Source organism: Agromyces sp. NPDC127015 (assembly GCF_042725165.1).
Classification (GTDB): Bacteria; Actinomycetota; Actinomycetes; order Actinomycetales; family Microbacteriaceae; genus Agromyces; species Agromyces chromiiresistens.
This window is the reverse complement of sequence record NZ_JBHXDI010000003.1, coordinates 320562-346757: the sequence shown is the minus strand read 5'-3', so window position 1 is coordinate 346757 and position 26196 is coordinate 320562. Positions and strand designations below refer to the sequence as shown.

The following is a 26196-nucleotide window of genomic DNA, read 5'->3' as shown; positions in this document are numbered from 1 at the left end:
TCGTCGTCCGCCCCGATCACCCCACCGCCGCCACGAAAGGACTCGCCCATGCCCCACGCCGACCTCGTCTTCACCGGCGGCCCCGTCTTCACCGCGAACACGGTGCGTTCGCGCGCCACGGCCGTCGCCGTGCGGGCCGGCCGCATCGTCGCCGTCGGCACCGATCACGACGTGCGCGACCTCGTCGGCCCGGGCACCGAGGTCGTCGACCTCGGCGGGCGCCTGCTCGTGCCCGGCTTCCAGGACGCGCACGTGCACCCCGTGTGGGGCGGCCTCGACATGCTGCGCTGCGACCTGCGCGACGGCGAGAGCGAGGCCGACTACCTCGAGACGATCGCGGCGTACGCCGCGTCGCACCCGGATGCCTCGTGGGTGCAGGGCGGCGGATGGTCGATGTCGGCCTTCCCGGGCGGGACGCCGACCGCCGCGGCCCTCGACCGGGTGCTGCCCGACCGTCCGGCGTTCCTGCCCAACCGCGACGGCCACGGCGCCTGGGTGAACTCGGCGGCCCTGCGTCTAGCCGGCATCGACCGGGGCACGCCCGACCCCGCCGACGGCCGCATCGAGCGCGACGCCGCCGGCGAGCCGACCGGGACGCTGCACGAGGGCGCGATGGACCTCGTTCGCCGCCACCTCCCCGAGACCACGCCGGCCGAGCTCGTCGACGCCGTGCTCGAGGGGCAGCGCTACCTGCACTCGTTCGGCGTCACGGCCTGGCAGGACGCGATCGTCGGCGACTACGGGGTCGGCGACGACCCCGGGCTCGCCTACCTCGCCGCGGCCGCCGCGGGCACCCTCACCGGCCGCGTCGTCGGCGCCCTCTGGTGGGACCGCACGCGCGGCCTCGAGCAGATCGACTCGCTCGTCGAGCGCCGCGAGCGCTACCGGGGCGGGCGCTTCGCCGCGACGAGCATCAAGGTCATGCAGGACGGCGTCGCCGAGAACTTCACGGCCTCGATGCTCGAGCCGTACTGCGACGGCCACGGCCACGCGACCGACAACTCGGGCATCTCGTTCGTGCCGCCCGAGATCCTGAACGAGGCGGCCCCGCGGCTCGACGCCCTCGGCTTCCAGCTGCACTTCCACGCGATCGGCGACCGCGCGGTGCGCGAGTGCCTCGACGCCGTCGAGCACGCGATCGCGCGCAACGGCCGCAGCGACCACCGCCACCACATCGCGCACCTGCAGGTCGTGCACCCCGACGACGTGTCGCGATTCCGCGAGCTCGGCGTGGTCGCGAACATGCAGTCGCTGTGGGCGGCGCTCGAGCCGCAGATGGTCGATCTGACGCTGCCGTTCCTCGGCTCGCCGCGCGACGCGTGGCAGTACCCGTTCGGCGACCTGCTGCGCGCGGGCGCCGTGCTCGCGGCAGGCAGCGACTGGTCGGTCTCGACGCCGAACCCGCTCGCCGCGATCCACGTCGCGGTGAACCGGGTGTCGGCGCCGGGCGAGGAGGAGGGCGAGTACCCGCCGTTCCTCCCCGAGCAGGCGATCGACCTCGCGACCTCGCTCACCGCGTACACGGCGGGGTCGGCGTACGTGAACCACCTCGACGAGACCGGCACGATCGAGGTCGGCAAGCTCGCCGACCTCGCCCTGCTCGACCGAGACCCCTTCGCCGGGCCCGCCGACGCGATCGGCGCGACGCGCGTGCTGCAGACCTTCGTCGAGGGCGAGCGCGTCTACGCGGCAGGCGACGCCTGATCGGGATGCCGCGGGCGTGCGCTTCGTCGTCGTGGCATCGCCCGACGACAGGGGCCCGGCACGAGGCATCCCTGAGATGCGGGAAGCGGGGGCGCACCCGAAGGTGCGCCCCCGCTCCGCAATCCGTGCGTTACGCGCAGATCGTGGTGAGCTCCGTGATGCTCGTGGTGAGCGACTCGAGGTGGTCGCTCATCGCCGAGATGTCGGCGTTCGCCGGGTCGGCGAGCATGCCGTCGACGTACTCGACGTACTCGTTCATGGCGGTCGCGGCACCGTCGAGCGCGGGCTTGACGTCGGCGTTCGAGACCTGGTCGGCCGCGTCACCCACCTTGGCCTGGGCACCCTTGAACGCCTCGAGCGCGGCGGTCGGGTCGCTCGCGTCGACCGACGAGAGCGACTGCAGGTCGGTGAGGGTGCCCTCGACGATCTCGCACGCCTCCTCCTTGCTCTGGTCAGCGGCGGGTGCAGCCTCGGCGCTGTCGGCCTTCGAGTCGGACTTCGCGTCGTCGGCGGAGCCGGTGGCGGCACAACCCGTGAAGAGCAGCGCGAGCAGCGCGAACGAGGCGGCGGCGAGCGGACGTGATGCAGTCATCTGTGTGATTCCCCTGGATTTTCGGTACCGAGTCGTTCCCGGTCCCCCGCTCCATCCAAGCAGGAGGCACCGACAGCGCGAAATGGGGACCCGTCCCCATCGCCGGCCGACCGCCGTCGAGCGCCGCCGGGTCGGGGGTACCGCGCGGTGAGGGCGACGCCGACCTGGGCGAGTCGTCCACGGAGTCCGACGGGTGCGACGACCTCGATCTCCGCAGCCCAGCCCGCGAGTCGTCGAACGAGGACCGTCTCGCTCTGGGCGACGACGCGCACCCGCACCCGCCCGTCGCGCACGTCGCCGGGGCCGTCGACGTCGTCGTGGACCTCCTCGTCGACGAGGCCCCCGACCCAGCCGCGGAACTCGTCGGCCGCGGCCGGGTCGACGAGCACGACGGCCTCGACGCGGCGGCGAGCGCGCTGCGCGGCGGCGCGCAGGTCGGCCCAGGCGACATCGAGGTCGAAGTCCGCGGGCGGCTCGAACCGCTCGGCGAGCGCCTCGACGTCGGCCATGCGATCGACGCGGTAGCTCCGTTGATCGGCGACGTCGGGCGCCACGTCCGCCGAGTCGTGCGGCACCCGGTCGGCGATCAGGTACCACGTGCCGCGCGTGTCGATGAGACCGAGCGGGCGCACGGTGCGCGACGCCGGCTCGCCGCCCCAGCGCGTGTAGGTGAAGCGCACGACACGTCGCTCGACCACCGCCGCCTGCAGCACCTCGACCCGGTGCGACGGCCGGGTCGCCGGCGCGTCCCACCCGCCGGAGTCGACGACGATCGACTCGGCGGCGGCCTCGGCCTCGGCGCGGAACGTCGCGGGCAGGGCCCGCAGCACCTTGCGCAGGGCCGAGCGCGCCTCCTCGCTCTCACCGGCGCGAGGTCCGAACAGGAGGAACAGCGCTCGCGCCTCGGCCGCCGTGAAGCCGCTGAGGTCGGTGCGGCCCTCGCCGAGGAGCTGCCAGCCGCCGCCCCGGCCCGGCTGCGGGTAGACGGGGATCCCGGCCGCCGACAGCGCCTCGAGGTCGCGGCGGGCCGTGGCGACCGAGATCTCGAGCTCCTCGGCGAGCTGCCTCGCGGTGACCCTGCCTCGCGCCTGCATGACGAGGAGGGTCGCGACGAGTCGGTCTGCACGCATGTTCCGATTCTCGTCGCAAAAGTAGTCAAGAGGTGAGCACTTCTGCGTTCGATCATGGATTCATCAGGGCGACGACCGGTCGCCGAGGACGAGGAGAATCCCATGCTGCGAGGCATCGCCACCATCAACTGCTACGTCGACGACCCCGCCGCGGCCGCGGCCTGGTACACCGAGGTGCTCGGCATCGAGCCGTACTTCAGCCGTCCCGGCCCCGACGGGAGCCCGGCCTACGTCGAGTTCCGCATCGGCGACCACCAGCAGGAACTCGGGTTCATCGACCGGCGGTTCGCGCCGGCGGGGCTCGGCGCCGGCACCGGCGGCGCGCTCGTGCACTGGCACGTCGACGACCTGGAGCGGGCGGTCGCGCGGCTCGTCGAGCTCGGCGCGACGCCCCTCATGCCGATCACGGAGCACGGCCCCGGTTTCGTCACGGCCTCGGTCGTCGACCCGTTCGGCAACGTCCTCGGCGTGATGACCAACGTGCACTACCTCGACATGCTCGGCGGGCCGGCGCCCGTGCTCGCGCGCGAGGGCTGAGCCGGCCGGAGCCGCAGGCGGGTGATCGGCCGCCCGGGTCCCCGACCCGGGCGGCCCGTCCGTCAGGCGACGGATGCCTCGTCGGCGACGATCTCGTCGATCACGCTCGTGCGCTCCGGAACCCAGCCGAGTGCGCGGGCCTTCGCGCCGAATGCACGCTGGTCGAGGAGCAGCGCATCGGCGAACGCCTCGCCGAGCCGCGAGCGCGAGCGCCCGGCGCCCTCAGCGACGACGCCCGTGGCACCGCCCCGACCGACGACCGCCTCGGCGACCTCGCGCACGGTCGTCGGCGATCCGTCGCTGCCGACGACCCGGCCGAGCCCTGACTCGTGCTCGACCGCGAGCCGGTACAGGCGCGCGAGGTCGTCGACGTGCACCCACGTCCAGTGCTGGTCCCCGTCGCCGATGAGCTCGAGGCGGCCGGCGGCGTCGCGCGGCGCCTCCACGACCAGCCCGGAGAGCCCGCGACCGCGCCCGTAGACGACGCCCGGTGCGATGACCGTCACCGCATCGGATGCCGCGAGCAGCCGCTCCTCGATCGGCACCCGCCACGCGACCAGTTCCGGCGGGTTGGGCACGGCGTCGTCGTCGAGGTCGTCGCCCGCGCCGTACGCCCAGATGCCGCCGGTGTGCACGTACCGGCGGCCGGTGCCCGCGAAGGCGTCGAGCACCGCCTCCGCGATCGCCCTGTCGAACGCGGCCGCATCGGCGGCGGGCGCCGCGGTGTGGATCGCCGCGTCGACGCCGTCGAGCCGACGCGCGAGCCACGAGGCATCCGTCAGTTCGCCGATCGCCGCGGTCGCACCGCGCACGGTGACGTCGTCGGCCGCGCGCTCGCTGCGCACGGCCGCGACGACGTCGTGTCCCGCGCCGACGAGTTCGTCGAGCACGGCCGATCCGATGTATCCGGTCGCCCCGGTCAGTAGAATCCTCATGCCCGAGACGCTACGGACGCGTCGCCGGTTACTTCAACGGAAGTTCCCTCGGGGGAACCGCACCTGCACGGGGGTCCGATGTCCGAGCCGAACGCCATCACCGCAGAGCCGTGGAGCGTGCTCGCGCCCGACTGCCCGAGCCGGGTCATCTTCGGGCGCATCGGCGAGCGCTGGACCATGTTCGTCATCCTCGCGCTCTCGCGCGCCGGCACCCTGCGATTCACCGAGCTGCGCGCCCGCGTCGGCGAGGTCACGCCGAAGGTGCTCACCGAGACGCTCCGGGCGCTCGAGGGCGACGGGCTCGTCGAGCGCCGCGCCTTCGCCGACTCGCCGCCCCGCGTCGAGTACTCGCTCACCCCGCTCGGCGAGTCGCTGCTCGAGCCGATCGGCGCGTTGCGCGACTGGGCCGAGCGGCACGTGCCCGAGGTGCTCGCGTCGCGCGAGCGCGCGCTCGGCTGACGCACGCCGCGCACACGCGAGCACCGCGTGTCGAGAGCACCCACCCGTCGCGCTACGGTGGGCGGGTGACCCGCGTGCTGCTCATCATCGACATCCAGCAGGACTACTTCCCGGGCGGGCGGCACCCGCTCGTCGACCCCGATGCCGCGGCCGCCGCAGCGGCGCGCCTGCTCGCCGCGTGGCGCGAGCGCGGCGAGCCGGTCGTGCACGTGCAGCACGTCTGGGACGCGCCCGACGCCGCGTTCTTCCAGCCGGGCACGCCGGGCGTCGAGATCCATCCGGTCGTCGCACCGCGCGCGGACGAAGCCCTCGTCACGAAGTCGAATCCGAACGCCTTCCTCGAGACCGACCTCGCCGAGCGCCTCGACGAGCTGGCCCGCAGCGCCGCGACGCCGGGCGACCCGATCAGCCCGGTCGACCTCGTCGTCGCGGGCATGATGTCGAGCATGTGCGTCGACGCGACCGTGCGCGCCGCCGCCGACCGCGGTCATGCCGTCGCCGTCGCGCACGACGCGTGCGCCGCACCCGACCTCGAGTTCGACGGCGTCGTCGTCCCGGGTGCCCAGGTGCACGCGGCGTTCATGGCGGCGCTCGCCGACGGCTACGCCGCGGTCGACCTCGCCGACGAGATCATCGCGCGCATAGCGTAGTTTCGAGGTTATTCCGGCGCGCGACATCCAAATTGAGCCCGAAGCGGGGCTGAAGTCCCGAATCTCGCAGAACTTCGCAATTTCTTCCGTTTGCGGGAACGCCGCGCGCGTGTGACCATCGATGGCATGATCACCGCCGATCGCGCGCACCTCGCCCCCGTCGAACCGGCGGGCGCGCCCGCCGCCGCGCCCGAAGGGGCCGGTGAGCTCGACGCCCTCACGCTCGGCCGCCGCATCCGTGAGCGCCGGGTCGCACGAGGGATGACGCTCGGCGAACTGGCCCGCGCGATCGACCGGGCGCCCAGCCAGGTGTCGGCGATCGAGAACGGCAAGCGCGAGCCGCGACTGTCGATGCTGCGCACGATCGCCCTCGCGCTCGGCACGAGCGTCGACGAGCTGCTGCGCACCGATGCGCCGAGCGAGCGGGCCGCCCTCGAGATCGCCGTCGAACGCGCCCAGCGGGGCCCGGTCTTCTCGGCGCTCGGACTCGACCCGTTCCGCGTGGCGAAGTCGATGAGCGACCAGACCCTGCAGACGATCCTCGCGCTGCACAACGAGATCGACCGCCTGCACCGCGAGCGCGCCGCGACCCCCGAGGAGGCGCGCCGGGCGAACGCCGAGCTGCGCGCCGAGATGCGCGCCCGCGACAACTTCTACCCCGAGCTCGAGCAGAAGGCGGCCGAGCTGCTCGAGGCCGTCGGCCACACCGGGGGCCCGGTCTCGCACCAGCTCGTCGCCGACATGGCGACCCACCTCGGCTACTCGCTGCACTACGTCGGCGACCTGCCGCACTCCACCCGCTCGGTGACCGACAAGCGCAACGGCCGCATCTACCTGCCGACCCAGCAGTCGCCGTCGCGCGACTCCCGCTCCCCCATCCTGCAGGCGCTCGCGAGCCACCTGCTGGGTCACGAGGAGCCTGCGAGCTACGGCGACTTCCTGCGCCAGCGCATCGAGACCAACTACCTGACCGCAGCGATCCTGCTGCCCGAGCAGGCCGCGGTGCGCTACCTCACCGAGGCGAAGAACCTGCGGCGCATCTCGATGGAGGAGCTGCGCGACCACTTCGCGGTCTCGTACGAGACGGCGTCGCACCGGTTCACGAACCTCGCGACGGCCCGCCTCGACATCCCCGTGCACTTCATGAAGGTGCACGAGTCGGGCACGATCATCAAGGCGTACGAGAACGACCGGGTGCGGTTCCCCTCCGACGCGCTCGGCGCCGTCGAGGGCACCACCGTCTGCCGCAACTGGACCGCTCGCACGGTCTTCGACGTCGACGACCGCTTCAGCCCCTGGTACCAGTACACCGACACGCCGTCGGGCACGTTCTGGTGCACGTCGCGCATCGAGAAGGCCAAGGAGGGCGAGTACTCGGTCTCGGTCGGCGTGCCGTTCGAGCACGTCAAGTGGTTCCGCGGCCGGGAGACACCGCATCGTGCGGTTTCTCGCTGCCCCGATCCGTCGTGCTGCCAGGCTCCCGCGGGCCTCGCCGAGAAGTGGGCGGATGCCTCGTGGCCGGCCGCGCGCACTCCGACATCGCTGCTCGCGGCGCTGCCGACGGGCACGTTCCCCGGCGTCGACCAGACCGAGGTGTACGAGTTCCTCGAGCAGCACGCACCGGCGCTCGGCTGACGGCCGAACGACGAAGGAGCGCACCGGGGCCCTCACGGGGTCCCGATGCGCTCCTCCGGCCGGCGCCGGCGTCGACTCAGCGCGCGGCGGCCTTCAGCTCGCGTCCGTGCACCGTCAGCGCGTAGATCACGAGGATGTCGAGCACGATCAGGATGATCGACAGCCAGGGCTGCGCGGGAATCAGGAAGAGCTGCCCGATCGCGTTGACGATCGCGAGGATGATCGCGATGACCCGTGCCCAGGTGGCGCCTCCGAAGAGCGCGAGCGACGTGATGATCAGGAAGGCGCCGATGATCAGGTGCCACCAGCCCCACCCGGCGACGTTCATCATGAACAGGTTCTCGCTCGTGAGGAAGTAGGCGCTGTCGGGGCCGATGATGGCCATGAGTCCGTAGATCGCGTCGAAGATACCCGCGATCAGCAGCACGATCGCAGCGAAGTATCCCCAGCCGACCCAGCCGGTGGTTTCGGTGTCGCTCATTTCGGTTCCTCCCTGTGGGGTTGGACGGGCGCCCGGGAGTGAACCCGCGCGTCGCCTCGGTTGCCGTCACGGTACCGAGCCGCGACCCGCACAGGCATCACTCAGGTTGCGTGATTCGCAGCCCCGGCGAGGTCTCGCGGGGTCAGAGCCGCCCGATGCCCGAGACGATGACGAACACGCCGATCACGACGAGGATCAGGCCCGTGATCGACCGGCTGTTCCGCGACATCCAGTCGCGCATGCTCGTGAGGCGGGGGGCGGTGCGCCGGGGCGCGACCTTCGCCGAGACGATGGGCACGGCGACGGTCGAGGCCCCGATGACGACGAAGCACGCGATCACCACGACCGACTCCACGGCCGTGAGCCCGGCGCCGCGGATGGAGAGCGCCGCCGCGACGACGAGCAGCAGGCTCTTCGGCCGGATGTTGAGCACCGCGCCGAGCGTGAACGCCTCGCCCGGGCCGAGCCGGCTGATGCGCCCGAGCCACTTCGGCGGCTGGTCGGCGGGCGTGCGCGGAGCGCGCAATCGTCCCACGATGGCGACGACGATGATGAGCGCGCCGACGATGATCTCGGCGATGCCGACGGCCTGCTCGGGCTCGCGCTGCGACCCCTGGCGCGGCAGCACCTGCGCGAGCGCCGTGCACCCGATGACGAGCGCGGTCATGCCGACGAGCCATCCCGCGAGGAACGGCCCGGCGACCCGGTCGCCGTTCGGCGACAGCAGGATGGAGAGCGTGACGAGGATCGGCACGGAGCTCGCCGCGACCGCGACCGCGATCGGCACGACATGCGCGAATGCCTGAAGCGTTCCGCTCATGCCGCGCCGATCGCGGACTCGTCAGTTCTCTGCGTGTTCAGTGGGACTCAAGCCTTCGCCGGCAGGTGGTACGCGACATGGACGCTGTCGATCGTACCGTCGAAGGCGAAGGGCATCTTGTCGAAGTACGCCCGCGAGACGGGTCCGCCGTACGCGCGGCCGATGTCGAGGCAGTCGTTCGCCGAGAACAGCAGCGGCGCGCTGACGGGCACCGTGCCCGAGCCGACCTCGGCGCCGTTCACCTTCAGCGAGACCGAGAGCGGTCCGCCGGGCCGGGGCTCGAGGTAGTCGGTCACGATCTCGATCGTCGCCTCGCCCGCCGCGAGCGGCTCGGCCGAGGCGATGATCGTGCGCTGCACCAGGAACAGGTTGTACTCGTAGTGCAGCACGCCGTCGACGAGGTAGGCCGTGAGCCCGCCGCCGGCGCCGCCGAGCTTGTAGAGCACGCCGTTCGCCTGCTCGGGCAGGTCGACCTGCATCGAGACCGTGTTCGGCTTGTTGCCGAGCGCCGGCGCGCAGAACTCGGGGATGCGGACGGTATCGCCCGACAGCTCCCACTCGGTGTAGGCCGGGCCGAGCCGGAACTCGGGGTGGTAGACCGGCACCCAGAGCCCGCCGCCGACCGGCAGCACCTCGTTCTTGGCCGCCTCGATCGCGAACAGCTCCTTCAACTGCGCGAGCTTCTCGGGATGCTCCGCGGCGAGGTCGCGCGCCTGGCTCCAGTCCTCGTCGAGGTGGTAGAGCTCCCACTTGTCGGCGTCGGGAGTCCAGGTCGCGATGCCGGGAGGCGCCCCGGGCACCCACGGCAGGCGCGGCCCCGTCGCAGACGCGATCCACCCGTCTGAGTAGATCGATCGGCTCGCCATGATCTCGAAGTACTGCACCCGGTGCCGTCCGTCGGCCGACGGGTCGTCGATCGCGTACGCGAAGCTCGTGCCGTCGATCGGGTCCTGCGGGATGCCGTTCACCATGTCGGGGTGCGAGATGCCGAGGATCTCGTAGATCGTCGGCACGACGTCGATGACGTGGTGGAACTGGGTGCGCGGCTCGGGGTCGTGCGCGATCCGGCCGGGCCACTGCACGAACATCGGGTTGCGGGTGCCGCCGAGGTGCGAGGCCATGAGCTTCATGCCCTGGTACGGCGTCGACCCCGCCCACGCCCACGCCGCGTGGTACTGGTTGTCGGTCGCAGGGGTGCCGAGCGCGTCGAGCCCGCCGAGCTCCTCGAGCGCGGCGATGTGCTGGTCGATCGTCGTGGGGATCATGTTCTGCGCCAGCAGCTCGCTGATCGTGCCGTTCTGGCCCTCGCCCGACGACCCGTTGTCGCCCCAGATGTAGACGATGATCGTGTTGTCGAGGTAGCCGAGGCGCTCGATCTCGTCGATGAGGCGGCCGGCCTGCACGTCGGCGTGCTCGCCGAAGCCGGCGCACACCTCCATCAGGCGCGCCTGGAACGGCTTCTGGTGATCGGGGATGTCGTCCCAGCCCTGCAGGCTCTCGGGTCGCGGGGTGAGCTCGGCCGAGTCGGGGATCCAGCCGGACTCCTTGGCCCCGGCGAACGCCGTCTCGCGGTAGGCGTCCCAGCCGTCGTCGAACTTGCCCTTGTACTTGTCGGCCCACTCCTTCATGATGTGGTGCGGCCCGTGGATGGCGCCCGTCGCCCAGTACATGTAGAAGGGCTTGTCGGGCGCGTTCGCCTTGTGGTCGCGCAGCCAGTGCATCGCGTCGTCGGCGAGGTCCTCACTCAGGTGGTAGCCCTCTTCGGGCGACTTGGGCGGCAGCACGCCGGTCGTGTTGCGCACGAGGTTCGGTTCGTACTGGGATGCCTCCCCCGCGAGGAACCCGTAGAAGTACTCGAACCCGTAGCCGGTGGGCCAGCGGTCGTACGGACCGGCCGACGTGGTCTCTTCAGCCGGCGTGTTGTGCCACTTGCCCCAAGCGCCGGTCGAGTACCCGTAGTTGCGGAGGACCTCCGCCATCGTCGCACTCGACTTCGGGATGTGGCCCGAGTAGCCGTCCCAGTCGTTCGCGAGCTCGGCGATCTGACCGCTGCCGACCCGGTGGTGGTTGCGGCCCGTGAGCAACGACGCACGGGTGGGCGAGCACATCGCCGTCGTGTGGAACCGGTTGAACCCGATGCCGCCGGAGCGGATGCGGTCGAGGGTCGGCGTCTCGACGACGCCGCCGAGCGGCTTGGGCAGCGCGGGCCCCGCGTCGTCGATGAGCACGACGAGGACGTTGGGCGCCTGCTCGCCGAGATGGCGCTCGGCGGGCAGCGGCGCGTACGTCGATTCGCCGAGCGTGCGTCCGGCGATGCTGCCGGACGCCTTCGGGGCGAAGGGCAGCGTGCGAGCCGGTGGGAGCTGTGCCCCGATCACGGAACGAGATGCGGTATCGGTCATTTCAGCTTTCCTGTCTCTTCGTTCTCAGCCGAGCAGCTTGGCCTTGGCGGCCTCGAACTCGGCGTCGCTCAGCACGCCCTGCTCCTTGAGCGTCGCGAGCTGCTGCAGTTCGGCGACGACGTCGGTGCCGCCGGCCGCCGGTGCCGCGGCAGGTGCCGGGGCGGGCGGAGGCGGAGGCGGCGCCTGGTACATCGCGGCCTGCTGCTGCATCTCGTACTGCTGGGCCTCGTACTTCTCGTCGGCCTTGCGCTGCTGGTGCCGCATGACCCCGCCGCTCACGGCGGTCGCCGTTCCGGCGACGACCGCGGTGCGCGCGGCCATTCCGATCAGACCCGGTCGACCGAACCTTCTCAACAGTGGCATCGTCGTTTCTCCCCCTCTAGAGCGCGTCGCGCGCTTCCGCGACCACGGCATTGACCACCGGTGCGGGGATCCGCACCGAATCGACGACGACACCACCGGCCGCGAGCAACCTGCTCGCGAGGTGCCTCGCCCAGACCAGTTCGACGACGAGCAGGAGCGCCGATGCGCCGACCGGAAGGCGGCCGCCGAGCTCGTTCACGTCGTCTTCGCCGACGAGGCCCTCGCCGGCCAGTTCGATCTCGCCGAACTCGATGCCCGTCTCGTCGAGCTCGAGGAACTCGATGCCGTCGGCCGTGCGCGCGACGTGCACGAGGTCGAGGAGCCGCACGGTACCGGCCTCGACGAGGTCGAGCACCGCCTCCACGACGCCCGCATCCGGCGCATCGCCGTCATATGCGGCGAGCACCAGCTCGACCGGTCCGAATTCGAGATCTTCCATGGATCGCGCCCCCTCGGCAGTTCGGCTCGGAGCGCTTCGCTCCGGCGGTCGGGCACGCGGAACCGCACCCGCTCCCATCGTGCTGACGCCACCCATCACCTGCATCACGCAGATCGTGTGATGACCACCCGCCGACGCGATCGCGTGATCTGCGTGATGCGGGCGGAGCCGAATCGCGGTGTGATCGAAGGCATCGATTGGAGCACCCGCCATGGACCACATCGAAGCGCTGCGCCGACTCGCCATCGCCGACGAGCGGCTCTCGAGCGAGGTCTTCGGCGAGCCCGACACCAGCTCGCTCACGGCGAAGTCGCTCGCGCTCTCGCGCCTCGGTGCCCTGGCGGGCGTGGGGGGCACCGACGCCTCGTTCGCCGCAGTGGCCGACGCGGCCGTCCGGGCGGGAGCTTCGACGGCCGAGCTCGTGCACGTGGTCGTCGGCGTGGTCCCGATCGTCGGGGCGCCGCGAGCGGTCGCCGCCGCGCAGCACCTGGCGGTCGCGCTCGGGCTCGACCTCGAGACGTTCATCACGGGTGACGCGTGATCGTCGACCGCCGTCCCAACGCTCAACCGAGGAGGCCGAGTTCGCCGGCACGCTCGACGGCGGCGCCGCGCGTGGTGACCTGCAGCTTGCGGTAGATCGAGCCGACCTGCGAGCTCACCGTGTTGCGCGAGACGAACAGCCGCTCGCCGATCTCGGCGATCGTGAGGTGCGTCTGCAGGTAGGGCAGCAGTCGCAGCTCGGCCGGCGTGAGCGGCGAGCTGCCGAGCACCTCGCGCGAATGCTCGAGCGAGGAGCGGAGCTCGTCGACGGCGTCGACCAGGGTGCCGAGGTCGGGTCTCGCGCGCAGCAGTTCGTCGATCTCGTGCAGCAGGTGGGCGGCCGTCGGGTTCCGGCCCAGGGCGGCGAATGACCGGGCGAGCTCGAGCCGCACCTTGACGGCGAACACCGGCATGACATGCGTGCAGAGCCCGCGATCTCGCATTGCGCTCACGAGCAGGCGCTCGGCGGTCGCGAGGTCGCGCCGGCGGATCGCGATGCGGGCGCTGACCGCGAGCGCGAGCATCGTCGTCGCGTAGCCGTGCATGTTGCTGGACTCGATGACGTTCATCGCCCGGTCGGCATGGCCTGCGGCCTCATCGATCGCACCCCGATCGAACGCCATGACGGCGAGCTCGGCTTCGCTCAGCAGGATCGTGTCGGCGTTGCCGAACAGTTCCGCCTGAGCCGTCGCCTGCTCGAAGGCGCGCTTCGCCCCGCCGTCATCGCCGGCGAGCTGCTTCGTCCAGCCGAACAGGTGCAGCGCCTGGTCGCGCCACAGGCTCGACGGCGACTCGGCGCCGAGCGCGTAGGCGGCGTCGTCGGTGGCCGAGGCGAGTCCCTCGCGCCACATGATGACCCGCACCATCGCCCGCGCCGAGTGGTATTGCGGAAGCCCGAACTCGGGCGGAGCGTCGTACTCGATCGCGTCGAACATGCGCGCCCATCGATCGGCCTCGGCCGCCTGCCCCGCGAGGATGGCTCGGAGCCCTGCGTGCACGACGAGGGGAGGGAACGAGGCGATCGCCTCGTCGCCGAGCTCCTGCATCCAGCGCGTCAGGGCGGCGAGCTCGCCGGCCTGGTAGGCCGTGAGCCCGCGCTCGGCGACGAGCCGCACCGACTGCGCGCGGTCACCGGCAGCGAGCAGGTGCTCGATGGCGAGGTGCACGTGATCGTGCTCCTCGCACCAGCGCGCGGCCCGACGATGCAGCTCGGTGTCGGCGCCGGGCTCGACTCGGTCGAGTTCCGCGAGCAGGAACTCCCGGAAGAGCTGGTGATAGCGGTACTCGCCGCGGCGGCGGTCGATCGGCACGAGGAAGAGTCCGCGTCGTTCGAGATCCCGTAGTCGCGCACGCGAGTCGTGGCGTTCGAGCACCGCGTCGCAGCATCCGGCCGAGAGGTGCTCGAGCAGGGCGGTGCGCCGCAGGAAGGACTGGTCGTCTGGCTCGAGCCCGGCGTAGCAGGCGCGGTACAGGTAGTCGGCGACGAAACGGTCGTCGCCGCCGACGTCGACCGGGTCGCCGCCGTCGCGGGCGACCAGCGCGGCGAGCGTGATGCCCGTCGGCCAGCCCTCGGTGTGCTCGACGAGCCGTCGGAGCTCGGCGTCGTCGGTGCCGGCGTCGAGCAGCTCGAAGACCTGGCGGGCGTCGTCGACGTCGAGCCGCAGGTGGTCGGCGCCGATCTCGACGATGTCACCGCCGAGCCGGAGCCGCGAGAGGAACGGCGGAACGCGCCGGCTCGCCATCACGACCTGGGACCCCTCGGGCACGCGCGCGAGCGCGACCTCGAGCACGTCCTGGCAGTCCGGCGAGTCGGCCTCGTGCACGTCGTCCAGCACGAGGACGAACGGAACGCCGAGCCGCTCGATCGCCGAGGCGAGGAGCGGGGCCGCCCGGCCCAGCACTCCGGGACCGGTCATCGGCAGGGCGGCGACGCCCGCGATCCGCTCGTCGCCCGGCAGCGCATGGTCGAACGCCTCCGCCAGCACGTTGACGAGTGCCGCCGGGTCGTCGTCGAAACGGTCGAGCGAGACCCAGACGAGCAGGCGCTCGTCGAGCTCGGCCCACTCGCGCAACATCGTCGACTTCCCGTACCCCGCCGGGGCCACGAGGCTCACGAGCGCGGCCCGCGAGGTTCGCGCGCGCTCGATCAGTCGTCGACGGCTCACGGTGGCGCCGCGCGCTCTGGGCGGCGCGAACTTCCGCTCGTGCCCGTCTGGCACGGACAGCCCGTCGATCGTCGTGATCGGGTCTGCACCCGATCCCGACGACGCGTCCCCCCGCACGGCCGTCATACCGTCCATATGGTGGAGTTTATTCACGGATGAGGGATCCTCCGGCACGACATCTCGCACCAATCCGGGCCATGCCCCACGAACGGGGGGTACGTTCCAGGAGTGCGTTGCGACAGCGGCTGCAGCCGATCGGACAAGTCGTTCGGTCGCGAGCCCAGATCGCGACACCCGCCGCTGGCGACCTCGACCCGCCGCCGTCAGGATGGATGGCAACCAATCGCATCGGAGTGATACCCCGTGGGCACCACCGTCTTCGAACGACGCACCCCCCGTCCATCCGTCATCGAGCACTCGCTCGCCACCACCGATCACGCGGTGTTCTGGCGCGACGACCTGCCCGCAACCCTCACGCCGAACCGGCCGAAGCTCGCCGGCACGAAGGTCGCCGAGCTCGTCGTCGTCGGCGGCGGGTACACCGGCCTCTGGACGGCGCTGCTCGCGAAGGAGCGCAACCCCGACGCGCGCGTCGTGCTCGTCGAGGCGAAGCGCATCGGCTGGGCGGCCTCCGGCCGCAACGGCGGCTTCTGCGAGGCGAGCCTCACGCACGGCGACGAGAACGGCAAGGCCCGCTGGCCGAAGGAGATGGACCTGCTCCACCGCCTCGGCATGGAGAACCTCGACGCCATCGAGGCGAGCGAGGCGAAGTACGGCATGGACTTCCAGTTCGAGCGCACCGGGCAGCTCGCCCCCGCGATCGAGGAGCACCAGGTCGAGTGGCTGCGCGAGTGGGCCGACGAGGCGGCGTCGAACGGCGAGGCCGACGACGTCGTGTTCCTCGACGAGGCCGCGGTCCGGGCATCCGTGGATTCGCCGACCTTTCTCGCCGGGGTCTGGGAGAAGCGCACCAACGCCATGGTGCACCCGGCGCGCCTCGCGGCCGAGCTCGCCCGTGCGGCCGAGGAACGCGGCGTCGAGATCTTCGAGGGCTCGCCCGTGCGCAGGCTCGAGACTCCCGGGTCGACGGGCGCGGTGAGCATCGTCACCGATGGCGGCCGCGTCGACGCGAAGCACGCGGTGCTCGCCACGAACGTCTTCCCGTCGCTCCTGAAGCGCAACCGGCTCATGACGGTGCCGGTGTACGACTACGTGCTCATGACCGAGCCGCTGTCGGCCGAGCAGCTCGCCTCGATCGGCTGGAACGACCGCCAGGGCATCGGCGACATGGCGAACCAGTTCCACTACTACCGCCTCTCGAAGGACAACCGGATCCTGTTCGGCGGCTACGACGCGATCTACCACTACGGCCGCAAGGTGCGCGAGCAGTACGAGAACCGCCCCGAGACCTGGCAGAAGCTCGCGAGCCACTTCTTCACGACGTTCCCGCAGCTCGAGGGGCTGCGGTTCAGCCACCAGTGGGCCGGTGCGATCGACACCTCGACGCAGTTCACGGCGTTCTTCGGCACGGCGCGCGACGGCCGCGTCGCCTACGCGCAGGGCTTCACGGGCCTCGGCGTCGGATCGACGCGGTTCGCCGGCGAGGTCATGCTCGACCTGCTCGAGGGGCGCGAGAACGAGCGCACCTCGCTCGAGATGGTGCGCAAGCGCCCCCTGCCCTTCCCGCCCGAGCCCGCGGCGGCGATGGGCATCAATGCCACGCGCTGGTCGCTCGACCGAGCCGACCACAACCGCGGCAAGCGCAACGTGCTGCTGAAGACGCTCGATGCGCTCGGCCTGGGGTTCGACTCGTGACCGCCGACGGGCAGGGCGACGTGCTGCGGCTTCTCGCCGGTGCGGTGACGGATGCCGCGGGGCTGGCGCTCGAGCACGAGGCGGTGCCGGCCGACCAGGTCGTCGCGGGCAGCCCGACGACGGCGTACCTCGCCCTCGACGAGTCGGAGGCCGGCGAGATCGGCGTCTGGGAGATGTCGGTCGGCGCGATGCGCGACGTCGAGGTCGACGAGGTGTTCGTCGTGCTCGCGGGCGCCGCGACGGTCGAGTTCGAGCACGTGCCGTCGACGGGCCGCCCCGGCGACCCGATCGTGCTGGCGCCGGGAGCCGTCGTGCGACTCGAGGCCGGCATGAAGACCATCTGGACGGTCCGCGAACCGCTCCGCAAGGTGTTCATCTCGCGCTGAGGCGCGTTCTACGTTTCAGGATTCAGGTTTCAGGAGGAGCAGACATGGCCAAGTACCGGGTGCAGAACCCCGCGACGGGGGAGATCGTCGAGACGTTCGAGTCGGCGACCGACGCCGAGATCGAGCAGACGCTCGCGGCGGCCGAGGCCGCCTACCGCGAGTGGCGCGAACGCAGCGTGCAGGAGCGCGCCGCCGTGGTCAAGCGCGTCGCCGAACTCTTCGACGAGCGTCGAGACGAGCTCGCCCGCCTCATCGCCGTCGAGATGGGCAAGTCGATCGCGGAGTCGCTCGACGAGGTCGAGTTCGCCCGCTCGATCATCGAGTACTACGCGGTGTACGGCCCGAGCCTCATCACCGACCACGAGATCCCGTCGACCATCCCCGGCAAGGCCGTCATCGAGCAGCTGCCCGTCGGCGCCCTGCTCGGCGTCATGCCGTGGAACTTCCCCTATTACCAGGTCGCCCGCTTCGCGGCGCCGAACCTCGTGCTCGGCAACACGATCATCCTGAAGCACGCCGACATCTGCGCGCGCTCGGCCCTGACCGTCCAGGAGATCATGGAGGAGGCCGGCGTTCCGGTCGGCGGCTACCAGAACGTGTTCGCCTCGCACGACCAGATCGCGACCATGATCGCCGACCCGCGCGTGCAGGGCGTCTCGCTCACGGGCTCCGAGCGCGCCGGCGCCATCATCGGCGAGCAGGCGGGCCGCCACCTCAAGAAGGCCGTGCTCGAGCTCGGCGGCATCGACCCGATGGTCGTGCTCGACGCCGACGACGTGGCCTCCGTGGCGAAGGCGGCTTGGGACTTCCGCGTCTACAACGGCGGCCAGGTCTGCAACTCGAACAAGCGCATGATCGTCATGGACGACATCTACGACGAGTTCGTCGCCGAGCTGACGAAGCTCGCGACGGGCCTCGAGCCGGGCGACCAGCTCGACCTCGGCGAGGGCCAGTACGCCCCGCTGTCGACGCGCACCGCCGCCGAGACGGTGCACGCGCAGGTGCAGAAGGCGATCGCCGAGGGTGCGAAGCTCCAGGCGGGCGGCGTCCTCGCCGACGGCCCCGGGGCGTATTACTCCCCCGCCGTGCTCACCGACGTTCCGCGCGACTCGGAGTCGTACCGCGAGGAGATCTTCGGACCGGTCGCGACGGTCTACCGGGTGCACAGCGACGAGGAGGCCCTCGAACTCGCCAACGACTGCGCGCTCGGCCTCGGCGGCTCGGTCTTCTCGACCGACGAGGCACGTGCCGCCCGCGTCGCCTCGCGTCTCGAGGTCGGCATGACGCACGTCAACACGATCGCCGCCGAGGCCGCCGAGCTGCCGTTCGGCGGGGTCAAGCGATCGGGCTTCGGCCGCGAGATGGGCCCCATCGGCATCGGCGAGTTCTCGAACAAGCGGCTCTCGTTCGTCGCGAAGTAGCCCGCCCGAGCGGGCCGGGTCCGGCGATGTCGTCTAGCCCCAGAGCGGCACGTCGCCGGGCCCGGCCCGCTCGATCTCGACCTCGATGCCGGATGCGGCTGCGAGCTGCTCGGCGAGCGCCGTCGCCGAGTCGAGGTCTGTGACCGTCACGAGGAGGCTGACCTCTCCCTCCCTGATCCGGCCCGCCTCGACCGGATACGAGGCCCGCACCTCGTCGAAGACGTCGAACTCGGCCTCGAGGGAGACGCCGGGGTCGGCGACGGCCTCGAACCGCGTCGGCATCCCGTATCGCCCCTGCATCAGGACCTGGTCATAGCCGTCGGCCGGTTCACCCTCGACGGGCACGAACGCGCCGACCTCCGCAGTTGAACGGACCTCGAGCGAGTCATGGGCCGCGAGCGCCTGGGAACGGCGTGCCGCCGGCTCGAGCCCGTCGGCGTCGACGGCCGACATCAACACCTCCGACGCGCTCAGCACGCCTTCGACGCCGCTCTCCCACATCGGACCCGCGATGGCGAGCCGCGTGTCGTTCAGGGCGCGATCGTCGGTGATCTCCACCGTGAAGCTCTCGTACTCGATCGCACCCTTCCACGACACGGCGCCGCCGCCGTCGTGCGCCATGAACGCACCGAGCTCGTGACCGAGCTCGACGGCGCGCTCGGGCGACGCTGCGTCGTCGACGCGGAGCACGACGTTCGCGGACCCCATGAACGGCAGGTTGTTCGAACCGCTGACTGCGACCTCGTCGACGTCGGCGACGCCGCTGAAGCGCTCGGACGCCCGCGAGGTCGCGGCGCCGCCCGCGTTGATCGCGCAGCCCGAGCAGGCGGCGAGCACGGCAGCGACCGCGAGCGCCGCGAGGACTCCTCTGGCTCGGCTCATGGTCGGCACGTTCAACCGCAGAACTCCTTCGGAATGCCGGCGCGGTCCTGGACCCCGATCATCACGACGACATCGTTCTCGACGAGGAAGTTGAGGTACCCGCTCGCCTCGTCGCCGGCGGCGTAACCGTACGACTCGGCACCCGTCTGGTTCGACGGCGCGAGGTCGGGGTAGGCGGCTGCGAGCTCGTCCATGGTCGACCCGAGCGCTACACCGGTCTCGGTCTTCGGCGACGCGGGCACCACTCCCTCGGCGTCGGCGCGGCCGTTGGCCCACACCCCGCCGATCGCGTCAGCGCCCTCGGGGTGGGTCAACAGCATCGAGGCCGAACCCTCCGTCGAGAGCTGCACGATCCCGGGGCAGTACTCCTCTGACTCGAAGGCCGTGAGCTCGGCGATGGCCGCCTCGGCCGAGGCTCCTCGCTGGATCGGCCCGATGCCGCTCGTCGTGATCGTCCAGGTCGACACATCAGCCGGATCGACGGCGACCGGCGCGACCGTCGGTGTGGCCGTCGGTGTCTCGACGGGTGTCGGCGCGGCCGTGACCGCGGCCGTCGGCTCGGGCTCGGTCGCGTCGCCCGACGTCGCGCACCCGACGAGCACGAGCGCTGTGCCCGCTGCGAGAACCGCTCCGGCCCACGATCCGACGAAAGATACGTTGCGAGGCATGGATCTCCTTCATGCACGTGGCCCCCGGCCGTGTCCGATCAACTACCGGCCCGCTCCCGTCCGCAGGAAGGAGTTCTCCGTATCGCTTGGATAACGCCCGCCTCACGCGACCGCCGCGTCGGCCGCCCCCTGCGGCGGCCCCGCCGGCTCGATGCGGAACGTCTCGCTGAACCGCGCGAGCAGCTCGGCGTCACCTGCGAACGACTTCGACACGGATGCCTCGCCCGCCAGCAGTGCTCGCAGCCGGCCTGGTGCGAGCTCGAGTTCGAGCACGGCCTGCGGCACGGGCTCGAACGCCGATCGCCGGGGTTGCGGCAGGGCGCCGGGGCCGACGGGCGCGACGTCGAGCGTGCTGCCCACGACGATCGCCGACACCGAGACGACCACCGCGTCGGGAGCACTCTCGTCGGCCAGGTGCAGCACGTATTCCGTGGGCGGCATCGACGCCGCGGCATCCGGCCGGAATGCCGATCGCAGCGCGAAGGCGACGGAGTCGGCGCTCACCGTCTCGCCGTCTCCGGGGTCGCCGAGCACCGCCCAGCCCCAGCGTTCGAGCGCGGCGACGACGGGCGCGAGCTCACGCCCGAGGGGCGTGAGCTCGTAGCCGCCGCGCACCATCGGAACGCGCCGGATCACCCCCGACTCCCCGAGCTCGCGCAGCCGGTCGCTCAGGATGTTCGTCGGGATGCGCGGCAGCGACGCCTTGAGGTCGCTGTACCGCCGCGCGCCCCCGAGCAGGTCGCGGACGATGAGCAGCGCCCACCGTTCGCCGACCCGCTCGAGGGCCCGTGCCACGCCGCTGTACTGGCCGTAGCCGCGCGCGGCGCGCGTCGCCATGCGGGACGCCTCAGGCCGAGGCCGCGCCGCCGGCCGACGCCTGCTGCGCCAGGTACGCGTCGGGGCCCTGCTCGACGGCCGCCTGCTCCATGAAGAGGAACCCGAGGATGTTGCCGTCGGGGTCTTCGAGGTCGCGCGAGTACATGAACCCGTAGTCCTGCGCCTCGCGCGGCTCCGACCCGCCCGCTGCGAGGCCCTTGGCGAGCACCGCGTCGACTTCGTCGCGCGAGTCGCGGGTGAACGAGATGCTCGTCTGCGCCTGCGTCTTCGGGTCGATGATCTGCTTGTCGGTGAAGGTGCCGAGGTACTCGCGGGTGAGCACCATGAAGTAGATGTTCTCGTCGAGCACGACGCACGCGGCGTTCTCGTCGGTGAAGAGCGGGTTGATGCTGAAGCCGAGGGCCTCGTAGAACGCCTTCGAGCGGTCGAGGTCGGTCGTCGGCAGGTTCACGAAGATGCTGGTCGTGGTCATGATCTCCTCCATCGGGATCGTCGTTCGTTCGTGGGTTGCGAGACTCAGCTTGCTCTTAACAAGTTCACTTGTCAATAGCAAGTGAACACCGGTTCGCCGGTGCTCAGCGCGTCCCGCTGCGGCGCACGAGCAGGGCGAGATGCAGGGCCGTCAGCGTCTCGCCGTCGTCGAGGTCGACGTCGAGCAGGTCGCCGATGAGCGCGAGCCGCTGGTAGAAGACCGACCGCGACAGGTGCGAGGCCGACGCCGCCGCCGTGCGGTTGCCCGGGTGCGCGAGCGTCGCGCCCAGCACGTCGAGCAGGTCGCCGCCGCGGGCGAGGTCGTACTCGATGAGCGGGGCGAGCATCTGCTCGCTGTGCCGCTGCAACCGATGGTCGTCGCGCAGCGACGTCACGAGCCGCACGAGCGGACGGTTCTCGGCACGCCGCAGCACCGGCCCGCGACTCGGCCGGGCGCCCGGCGCCCGCGCCAGGTCGAGCGCCTCCTGCACCGAGCCCAGCAGGCCGTCGAGCCCGGTCGAGCGCGATCCGATGGCGATCACCATGCGTTCTGCGGATGCCTCGGAGCCGACGATCGCGCGCGCGAACCCGCGTGCCGCCTCGTCGTCGAGCACCGCCCGCTGGGGCAGGGAGACGAGCACGATCGTCGCGGGTGCAGCGCCGGTGGCCGTGCCGGCGAGCGCCCGCCCGCCGAGTTCGCGCGCCGCGGCGTCGACCGCGCGCGCCTCGATCGGGGCGCCGGTCGCGACGAGCCCGTAGAGTGCCGCCTGCTCGACGGGGAAGCCCGCCGCGACGAGCCGGCCGGCCGCGGCCGGCAATCCGGCGAACCGGCCGTCGAGCAGCGCGTCGATGAGCCGTTGACGCCCCGCTCGCACCCACTCGTCGACCTCGATGCCGTCGGCGAGGCGACCGAGCGCGAGCGCGATCGCCCCCTGCTCGAGCACGCCCGTACGGCCGGCCGGATGCGGCGGGCCCGGCAGCGCGATGAGCCGCCCCCACCTGATGCCGCGCGCCTCGACCGGCACGATGAGCAGGGCGTCGTCGTCGTGGGCGTGCCGCGAACGGGTCTCCCAGTTCGCGAAGAGCTCGGCTTCGTCGCCGCCCGGCACCTCGGCGGCCACGACCTCGTGCGCAAGGTTCTCGAGCACGACGGGGGCGCCGAGGGTCTGCGCGAGCTGCTGCACGATGTAGTCGGCGGGCGAACCGCGAAGGCTCAGCGCCGTGAATCGCTCGCGCACCTCGTCGCGCGCGCGGAGTGCGGCGGTCTGCTCGGAGATGATGCGGCTGTGCACCGCCTCGGTGAGGGCGACGAACTTGACTTCGCGATGCAGCGCGACGAGCGCGAGGCCGTGCTCCTGCGCCGTCTCGACGACGACGGCCGGCACGTACCGGTAGTGCGCGCCCAGCTCGAGCACGAGGCCCGAGAGTCCCGCGTCGACGAGCCCGCGCACGAAGGCCGAGAGCTCGTCGGGCTCGGTGGGCCACCCGGAGCCCGTCGACAGGAGCAGCTCGCCGCCGTCGAGGAGTCGCGCCACTCCGGCGCTGTCGGAGACGTGCGCCCAGCGCACGGGGGCCTCGAGGGCCTCGCCGCCGACCAGCACCTCGGGCACCCCGTCGGCGAACGCCTGGAGCCCGACGATCTCGCGAACGGTCGGCATCGCCGCCCCGTCGCCGACCGCCGGCATCACCGGGTTCTGACCCGTCGGACGATCCGTTCGGATCGCCTCATCTTCGCGACGAACTGCCATCGCTCCGCTCACTTCGCCTCTGCAACACTTGGAAACAGAAGCTTAGCCGAGCATCGGGCATTCTGTCCGACCCGGCCCCGCACGACCAGCTGAAGGAGCTGCGATGAGCATCACGGAGACGGCCTCGTCACCCACCACGACCCCCGAATCGCGCGTGATCGGACACTGGATCGACGGCGCGCTGCGCACCTCGACCTCGGGCCGCACCGCACCGGTGTACAACCCCGCCACGGGTGCCGTGCAGGCCGAGGTCGCCCTCGCCGACCAGGCCGAGATCGACGCGGCGATCGCGTCGGCCGTCGCCGGCTTCAAGGTCTGGTCGGAGTACTCGATCGCGAAGCGCCAGGCGGTGCTGTTCTCGTTCCGCGAGCTGCTCAACTCGCGCAAGGGCGAACTGGCCGCCATCATCACCGCCGAGCACGGCAAGGTCCTCTCCGACGCCGCGGGCGAGATCGCCCGTGGGCAGGAGGTGGTCGAGCTCGCGACCGGCTTCCCGAACCTCATCAAGGGCGCGTTCAGCGAGAACGCCTCGACCGGCATCGACGTGTACTCGATCAAGCAGCCGCTCGGCGTGGTCGGCATCATCAGCCCCTTCAACTTCCCGGCCATGGTGCCGATGTGGTTCTTCCCCATCGCGATCGCCGCGGGCAACGCCGTCGTGCTGAAGCCCTCCGAGAAGGACCCGTCGGCTGCGCTCTGGCTCGCCGAGCTGTGGAAGGAGGCCGGCCTGCCCGACGGCGTGTTCACCGTGCTGCAGGGCGACAAGGAGGCCGTCGACGGCCTGCTCACCTCCCCCGACGTGCAGTCGATCTCGTTCGTCGGGTCGACGCCGATCGCGCAGTACATCTACGAGACGGCCTCGAAGCACGGCAAGCGCGTGCAGGCGCTCGGCGGGGCGAAGAACCACATGCTCGTGCTGCCCGACGCCGACCTCGACCTCGCCGCCGACATGGCGATCAACGCGGGCTACGGCGCCGCGGGCGAGCGCTGCATGGCGATCTCGGTCGTGCTGGCCGTCGAGCCGGTCGCCGACGAGCTCATCGAGAAGATCACCGAGCGCATCGGCAAGCTGAAGATCGGCAACGGCGCGGGCGTCGACGGCGTCGAGCCCGACATGGGCCCGCTCATCACCGACGTGCACCGCGACAAGGTGTCGTCGTACGTCGACATCGCCGAGGCCGACGGTGCCGCGGTCGTCGTCGACGGCCGCGGATTCACCGTCGACGGCCACGAGGACGGCTTCTTCTTCGGCCCCACCCTGCTCGACCGCGTGCCGACCACGTCGCGCGCCTACACCGAGGAGATCTTCGGCCCGGTCCTGTCGATCGTGCGCGTCGAGACCTTCCAGGAGGGCGTCGACCTCATCAACTCGGGCCAGTTCGGCAACGGCACCGCGATCTTCACCAACGACGGCGGTGCGGCCCGTCGCTTCCAGAACGAGATCGAGGTCGGCATGATCGGCATCAACGTGCCGATCCCCGTGCCCGTCGCCTACCACTCGTTCGGCGGCTGGAAGCAGTCGCTCTTCGGCGACTCGAAGGCGTACGGCGCGCACGGCTTCGACTTCTTCACCCGCGAGAAGGCCATCACGAGCCGCTGGCTCGACCCGGCCACCCACGGCGGCATCAACCTGGGCTTCCCCCAGAACCACTGAGTCCCGGCGAACGACTGAACGAGGCATCCGAAATGACCGACACCCTCACCGACGGGCCCGCCTACACCGACCGCCAGGGGTCCGTGCACCAGCTCCCCGACCCCGCCGCCGACGCGCAGGTGCGCGCCGACGACCGGGCCCACGTGTTCCACTCGTGGAGCGCGCAGGCCCTCATCGACCCGCTGCCCGTCGCGGGCGGCGCCGGCGCCACCTTCTGGGACTATCAGGGCGACGAGTACCTCGACTTCTCGTCGCAGCTCGTGAACCTGAACCTCGGCCACCAGCACCCCGACCTCGTGACGGCGATCCAGCAGCAGGCGGCCCGCCTCGCGACGATCCAGCCGTCGATGGCGTCCGACGTGCGCGGCGAACTCGCGCGCCGCATCGCCGAGGTCGCCCCCGGCGACCTCGACAAGGTGTTCTTCACGAACGGCGGCGCCGACGCGAACGAGTACGCGGTGCGTCTCGCACGCGGCGTCACCGGTCGTCGCAAGGTGCTGTCGATGTACCGCAGCTACCACGGCGGCACCGCGACCGCGATCTCGCTCACGGGCGACCCGCGCCGCTGGGCGAACGAGCCGAGCGACGGCAGCGTCGCGCACTTCTTCGGCCCGTACGAGTACCGCTCGTCGTGGGGCGCGACGACCCCCGCCGAAGAGGCGCAGCGTGCGCTCGCGCACCTCGAGCAGGTCATCGTGCTCGAGGGCGCGTCGACGATCGCCGCGATCATCATGGAGACGATCGTCGGCACCAACGGCGTGCTCGTGCCGCCGCCCGGCTACCTCGAGGGCGTGCGCGCACTGTGCGACAAGTACGGCATCGTGTACATCGCCGACGAGGTCATGGTCGGCTTCGGCCGCGTCGGCGAGTGGTTCGCCGTGAACCACTTCGGCGTCACTCCCGACCTCATCACCTTCGCGAAGGGCGTGAACTCGGGCTACGTGCCGCTCGGCGGCGTCGTGATCTCGCAGAAGATCGCCGCGCACTTCGACACGGTCGCGTTCCAGGGCGGGCTCACGTACTCGGGCCACCCGCTCGCGTGCGCCCCGGGCGTCGCGACGTTCGAGGTGTTCGAGCGCGACGGCATCCTCGAGCGCGTGCGCGACCTCGGCGAGCGCGTCGTCGGCCCGCGCCTGCGCGAGATCGCCGCGAAGCACCCGTCGGTCGGCGAGGTGCGCGGCCTGGGCCTCTTCTGGGCGATCGAGCTCGTGAAGGATGCCTCGACCCGCGAACCGCTCGTGCCGTTCAACGCGGCCGGGGCCGACGCGGCGCCCATGGGCGCCGTCGCAGCCGCGTGCAAGCAGGCCGGACTGTGGCCGTTCATCCACTTCAACCGCATGCACGTCGCACCGCCGCTCGTGATCAGCGAGGAGGAGCTGGTGCGCGGCCTCGACATCATCGACGAGGCGCTCACCGTCGCCGACGGCTACGTCACCGCGTGACCGAACCCGGTCGGTCGAGG

The 26196-nt window shown here is 71.4% G+C and carries 25 protein-coding genes; 11 read left to right on the top strand and 14 right to left on the bottom strand.

Annotated elements, in window-relative coordinates; translation table 11 throughout:
- Window positions 1–48: 48 nt before the first annotated feature.
- Window positions 49–1704 carry an amidohydrolase gene (locus tag ACFWGP_RS11000; RefSeq protein WP_231432107.1) on the top strand — a complete coding sequence of 552 codons (1656 nt, stop codon included), beginning with the start codon at window positions 49–51 and terminating at the stop codon, window positions 1702–1704.
- 130 nt (window positions 1705–1834) lie between these two features.
- Here the strand turns inward: ACFWGP_RS11000 and ACFWGP_RS10995 are convergent, their stop codons facing one another.
- Window positions 1835–2296, bottom strand: a complete 462-nt coding sequence (locus tag ACFWGP_RS10995) for a hypothetical protein (RefSeq protein WP_231432108.1) — start codon at window positions 2294–2296, stop codon at window positions 1835–1837.
- Window positions 2293–3426, bottom strand: a complete 1134-nt coding sequence (locus tag ACFWGP_RS10990) for a helix-turn-helix transcriptional regulator (RefSeq protein WP_376930914.1) — start codon at window positions 3424–3426, stop codon at window positions 2293–2295. The genes ACFWGP_RS10995 and ACFWGP_RS10990 overlap by 4 nt, the downstream gene beginning before the upstream one ends.
- A gap of 102 nt (window positions 3427–3528) precedes the next feature.
- Between ACFWGP_RS10990 and ACFWGP_RS10985 the strand changes: the two genes are divergently transcribed.
- Complete coding sequence (locus ACFWGP_RS10985) at window positions 3529–3963, top strand: VOC family protein (protein WP_231432110.1); 435 nt, start codon at window positions 3529–3531, stop codon at window positions 3961–3963.
- A 62-nt stretch (window positions 3964–4025) separates the two neighbouring features.
- Here the strand turns inward: ACFWGP_RS10985 and ACFWGP_RS10980 are convergent, their stop codons facing one another.
- A complete protein-coding gene (locus tag ACFWGP_RS10980) occupies window positions 4026–4898 on the bottom strand; it encodes an NAD-dependent epimerase/dehydratase family protein (RefSeq protein ID WP_231432111.1) in 873 nt (290 codons plus the stop codon).
- 78 nt (window positions 4899–4976) lie between these two features.
- Between ACFWGP_RS10980 and ACFWGP_RS10975 the strand changes: the two genes are divergently transcribed.
- The 3 genes from ACFWGP_RS10975 to ACFWGP_RS10965 all read left to right on the top strand — a co-directional run bounded on the left by ACFWGP_RS10975 (window position 4977) and on the right by ACFWGP_RS10965 (window position 7642).
- Entirely contained in the window at window positions 4977–5357 is a 381-nt protein-coding gene (locus tag ACFWGP_RS10975; RefSeq protein ID WP_231432112.1) for a helix-turn-helix domain-containing protein, read from the top strand.
- A gap of 65 nt (window positions 5358–5422) precedes the next feature.
- Complete coding sequence (locus ACFWGP_RS10970; protein ID WP_231432113.1) at window positions 5423–6007, top strand: cysteine hydrolase family protein; 585 nt, start codon at window positions 5423–5425, stop codon at window positions 6005–6007.
- Window positions 6008–6133: 126 nt separating this feature from the next.
- Window positions 6134–7642, top strand: coding sequence for an XRE family transcriptional regulator (locus tag ACFWGP_RS10965; RefSeq protein ID WP_231432114.1), 1509 nt, complete (start codon window positions 6134–6136; stop codon window positions 7640–7642).
- A 76-nt stretch (window positions 7643–7718) separates the two neighbouring features.
- On the opposite strand, the gene ACFWGP_RS10960 is transcribed toward ACFWGP_RS10965, so the two are convergent.
- From ACFWGP_RS10960 to ACFWGP_RS10940, 5 genes are all read right to left on the bottom strand, one after another.
- Window positions 7719–8123: a hypothetical protein gene (locus ACFWGP_RS10960; RefSeq protein WP_231432115.1), complete on the bottom strand. Its 405-nt coding sequence runs from the start codon at window positions 8121–8123 to the stop codon at window positions 7719–7721.
- Between the two features lie 142 nt (window positions 8124–8265).
- Window positions 8266–8943, bottom strand: a complete 678-nt coding sequence (locus ACFWGP_RS10955; protein ID WP_231432116.1) for a GAP family protein — start codon at window positions 8941–8943, stop codon at window positions 8266–8268.
- A gap of 47 nt (window positions 8944–8990) precedes the next feature.
- Window positions 8991–11345: an arylsulfatase gene (locus ACFWGP_RS10950; RefSeq protein ID WP_231432117.1), complete on the bottom strand. Its 2355-nt coding sequence runs from the start codon at window positions 11343–11345 to the stop codon at window positions 8991–8993.
- 24 nt (window positions 11346–11369) lie between these two features.
- Complete coding sequence (locus ACFWGP_RS10945; RefSeq protein ID WP_231432118.1) at window positions 11370–11666, bottom strand: SHOCT domain-containing protein; 297 nt, start codon at window positions 11664–11666, stop codon at window positions 11370–11372.
- A gap of 58 nt (window positions 11667–11724) precedes the next feature.
- Window positions 11725–12147: a DUF6325 family protein gene (locus ACFWGP_RS10940; protein ID WP_231432119.1), complete on the bottom strand. Its 423-nt coding sequence runs from the start codon at window positions 12145–12147 to the stop codon at window positions 11725–11727.
- A gap of 211 nt (window positions 12148–12358) precedes the next feature.
- Here ACFWGP_RS10940 and ACFWGP_RS10935 point away from each other — a divergent pair, with 211 nt between their 5' ends.
- The gene (locus ACFWGP_RS10935; RefSeq protein WP_231432120.1) at window positions 12359–12688 is read left to right on the top strand and encodes a hypothetical protein; all 330 of its coding nucleotides are present in this window, start codon (window positions 12359–12361) and stop codon (window positions 12686–12688) included.
- Window positions 12689–12710: 22 nt separating this feature from the next.
- Here the strand turns inward: ACFWGP_RS10935 and ACFWGP_RS10930 are convergent, their stop codons facing one another.
- Window positions 12711–14852 carry an AAA family ATPase gene (locus ACFWGP_RS10930; RefSeq protein WP_275506257.1) on the bottom strand — a complete coding sequence of 714 codons (2142 nt, stop codon included), beginning with the start codon at window positions 14850–14852 and terminating at the stop codon, window positions 12711–12713.
- 363 nt (window positions 14853–15215) lie between these two features.
- On the opposite strand from ACFWGP_RS10930, the gene ACFWGP_RS10925 reads away from it, so the two are divergent.
- Genes ACFWGP_RS10925 through ACFWGP_RS10915 form a run of 3 tightly spaced genes read left to right on the top strand, consistent with a single transcriptional unit; the run spans window position 15216 to window position 18474 of the window.
- Complete coding sequence (locus tag ACFWGP_RS10925) at window positions 15216–16667, top strand: FAD-binding oxidoreductase (RefSeq protein ID WP_275506256.1); 1452 nt, start codon at window positions 15216–15218, stop codon at window positions 16665–16667.
- A complete protein-coding gene (locus ACFWGP_RS10920) occupies window positions 16664–17053 on the top strand; it encodes a cupin domain-containing protein (protein WP_376930913.1) in 390 nt (129 codons plus the stop codon). The genes ACFWGP_RS10925 and ACFWGP_RS10920 overlap by 4 nt, the downstream gene beginning before the upstream one ends.
- A gap of 44 nt (window positions 17054–17097) precedes the next feature.
- On the top strand, window positions 17098–18474 hold the full coding sequence (locus ACFWGP_RS10915; RefSeq protein ID WP_376930912.1) for an NAD-dependent succinate-semialdehyde dehydrogenase: 1377 nt from the start codon (window positions 17098–17100) through the stop codon (window positions 18472–18474).
- A gap of 33 nt (window positions 18475–18507) precedes the next feature.
- Here ACFWGP_RS10915 and ACFWGP_RS10910 read toward each other — a convergent pair whose 3' ends face one another.
- The 5 genes from ACFWGP_RS10910 to ACFWGP_RS10890 all read right to left on the bottom strand — a co-directional run bounded on the left by ACFWGP_RS10910 (window position 18508) and on the right by ACFWGP_RS10890 (window position 23017).
- Window positions 18508–19356, bottom strand: coding sequence for a hypothetical protein (locus ACFWGP_RS10910; RefSeq protein WP_231432125.1), 849 nt, complete (start codon window positions 19354–19356; stop codon window positions 18508–18510).
- Between the two features lie 11 nt (window positions 19357–19367).
- The gene (locus ACFWGP_RS10905) at window positions 19368–20024 is read right to left on the bottom strand and encodes a hypothetical protein (protein WP_231432126.1); all 657 of its coding nucleotides are present in this window, start codon (window positions 20022–20024) and stop codon (window positions 19368–19370) included.
- Between the two features lie 102 nt (window positions 20025–20126).
- Window positions 20127–20861, bottom strand: coding sequence for a helix-turn-helix domain-containing protein (locus ACFWGP_RS10900; RefSeq protein WP_231432127.1), 735 nt, complete (start codon window positions 20859–20861; stop codon window positions 20127–20129).
- Between the two features lie 10 nt (window positions 20862–20871).
- Window positions 20872–21333 carry a VOC family protein gene (locus tag ACFWGP_RS10895; protein ID WP_231432128.1) on the bottom strand — a complete coding sequence of 154 codons (462 nt, stop codon included), beginning with the start codon at window positions 21331–21333 and terminating at the stop codon, window positions 20872–20874.
- A 103-nt stretch (window positions 21334–21436) separates the two neighbouring features.
- Window positions 21437–23017 (bottom strand): PucR family transcriptional regulator, encoded by a 1581-nt coding sequence (locus tag ACFWGP_RS10890; RefSeq protein ID WP_376930911.1) that lies wholly within the window; start codon window positions 23015–23017, stop codon window positions 21437–21439.
- Between the two features lie 166 nt (window positions 23018–23183).
- Between ACFWGP_RS10890 and ACFWGP_RS10885 the strand changes: the two genes are divergently transcribed.
- A complete protein-coding gene (locus tag ACFWGP_RS10885) occupies window positions 23184–24734 on the top strand; it encodes a CoA-acylating methylmalonate-semialdehyde dehydrogenase (RefSeq protein ID WP_231432130.1) in 1551 nt (516 codons plus the stop codon).
- A gap of 32 nt (window positions 24735–24766) precedes the next feature.
- Window positions 24767–26176 (top strand): aspartate aminotransferase family protein, encoded by a 1410-nt coding sequence (locus tag ACFWGP_RS10880; RefSeq protein ID WP_376930910.1) that lies wholly within the window; start codon window positions 24767–24769, stop codon window positions 26174–26176.
- The last annotated feature ends 20 nt before the right edge of the window (window positions 26177–26196 follow it).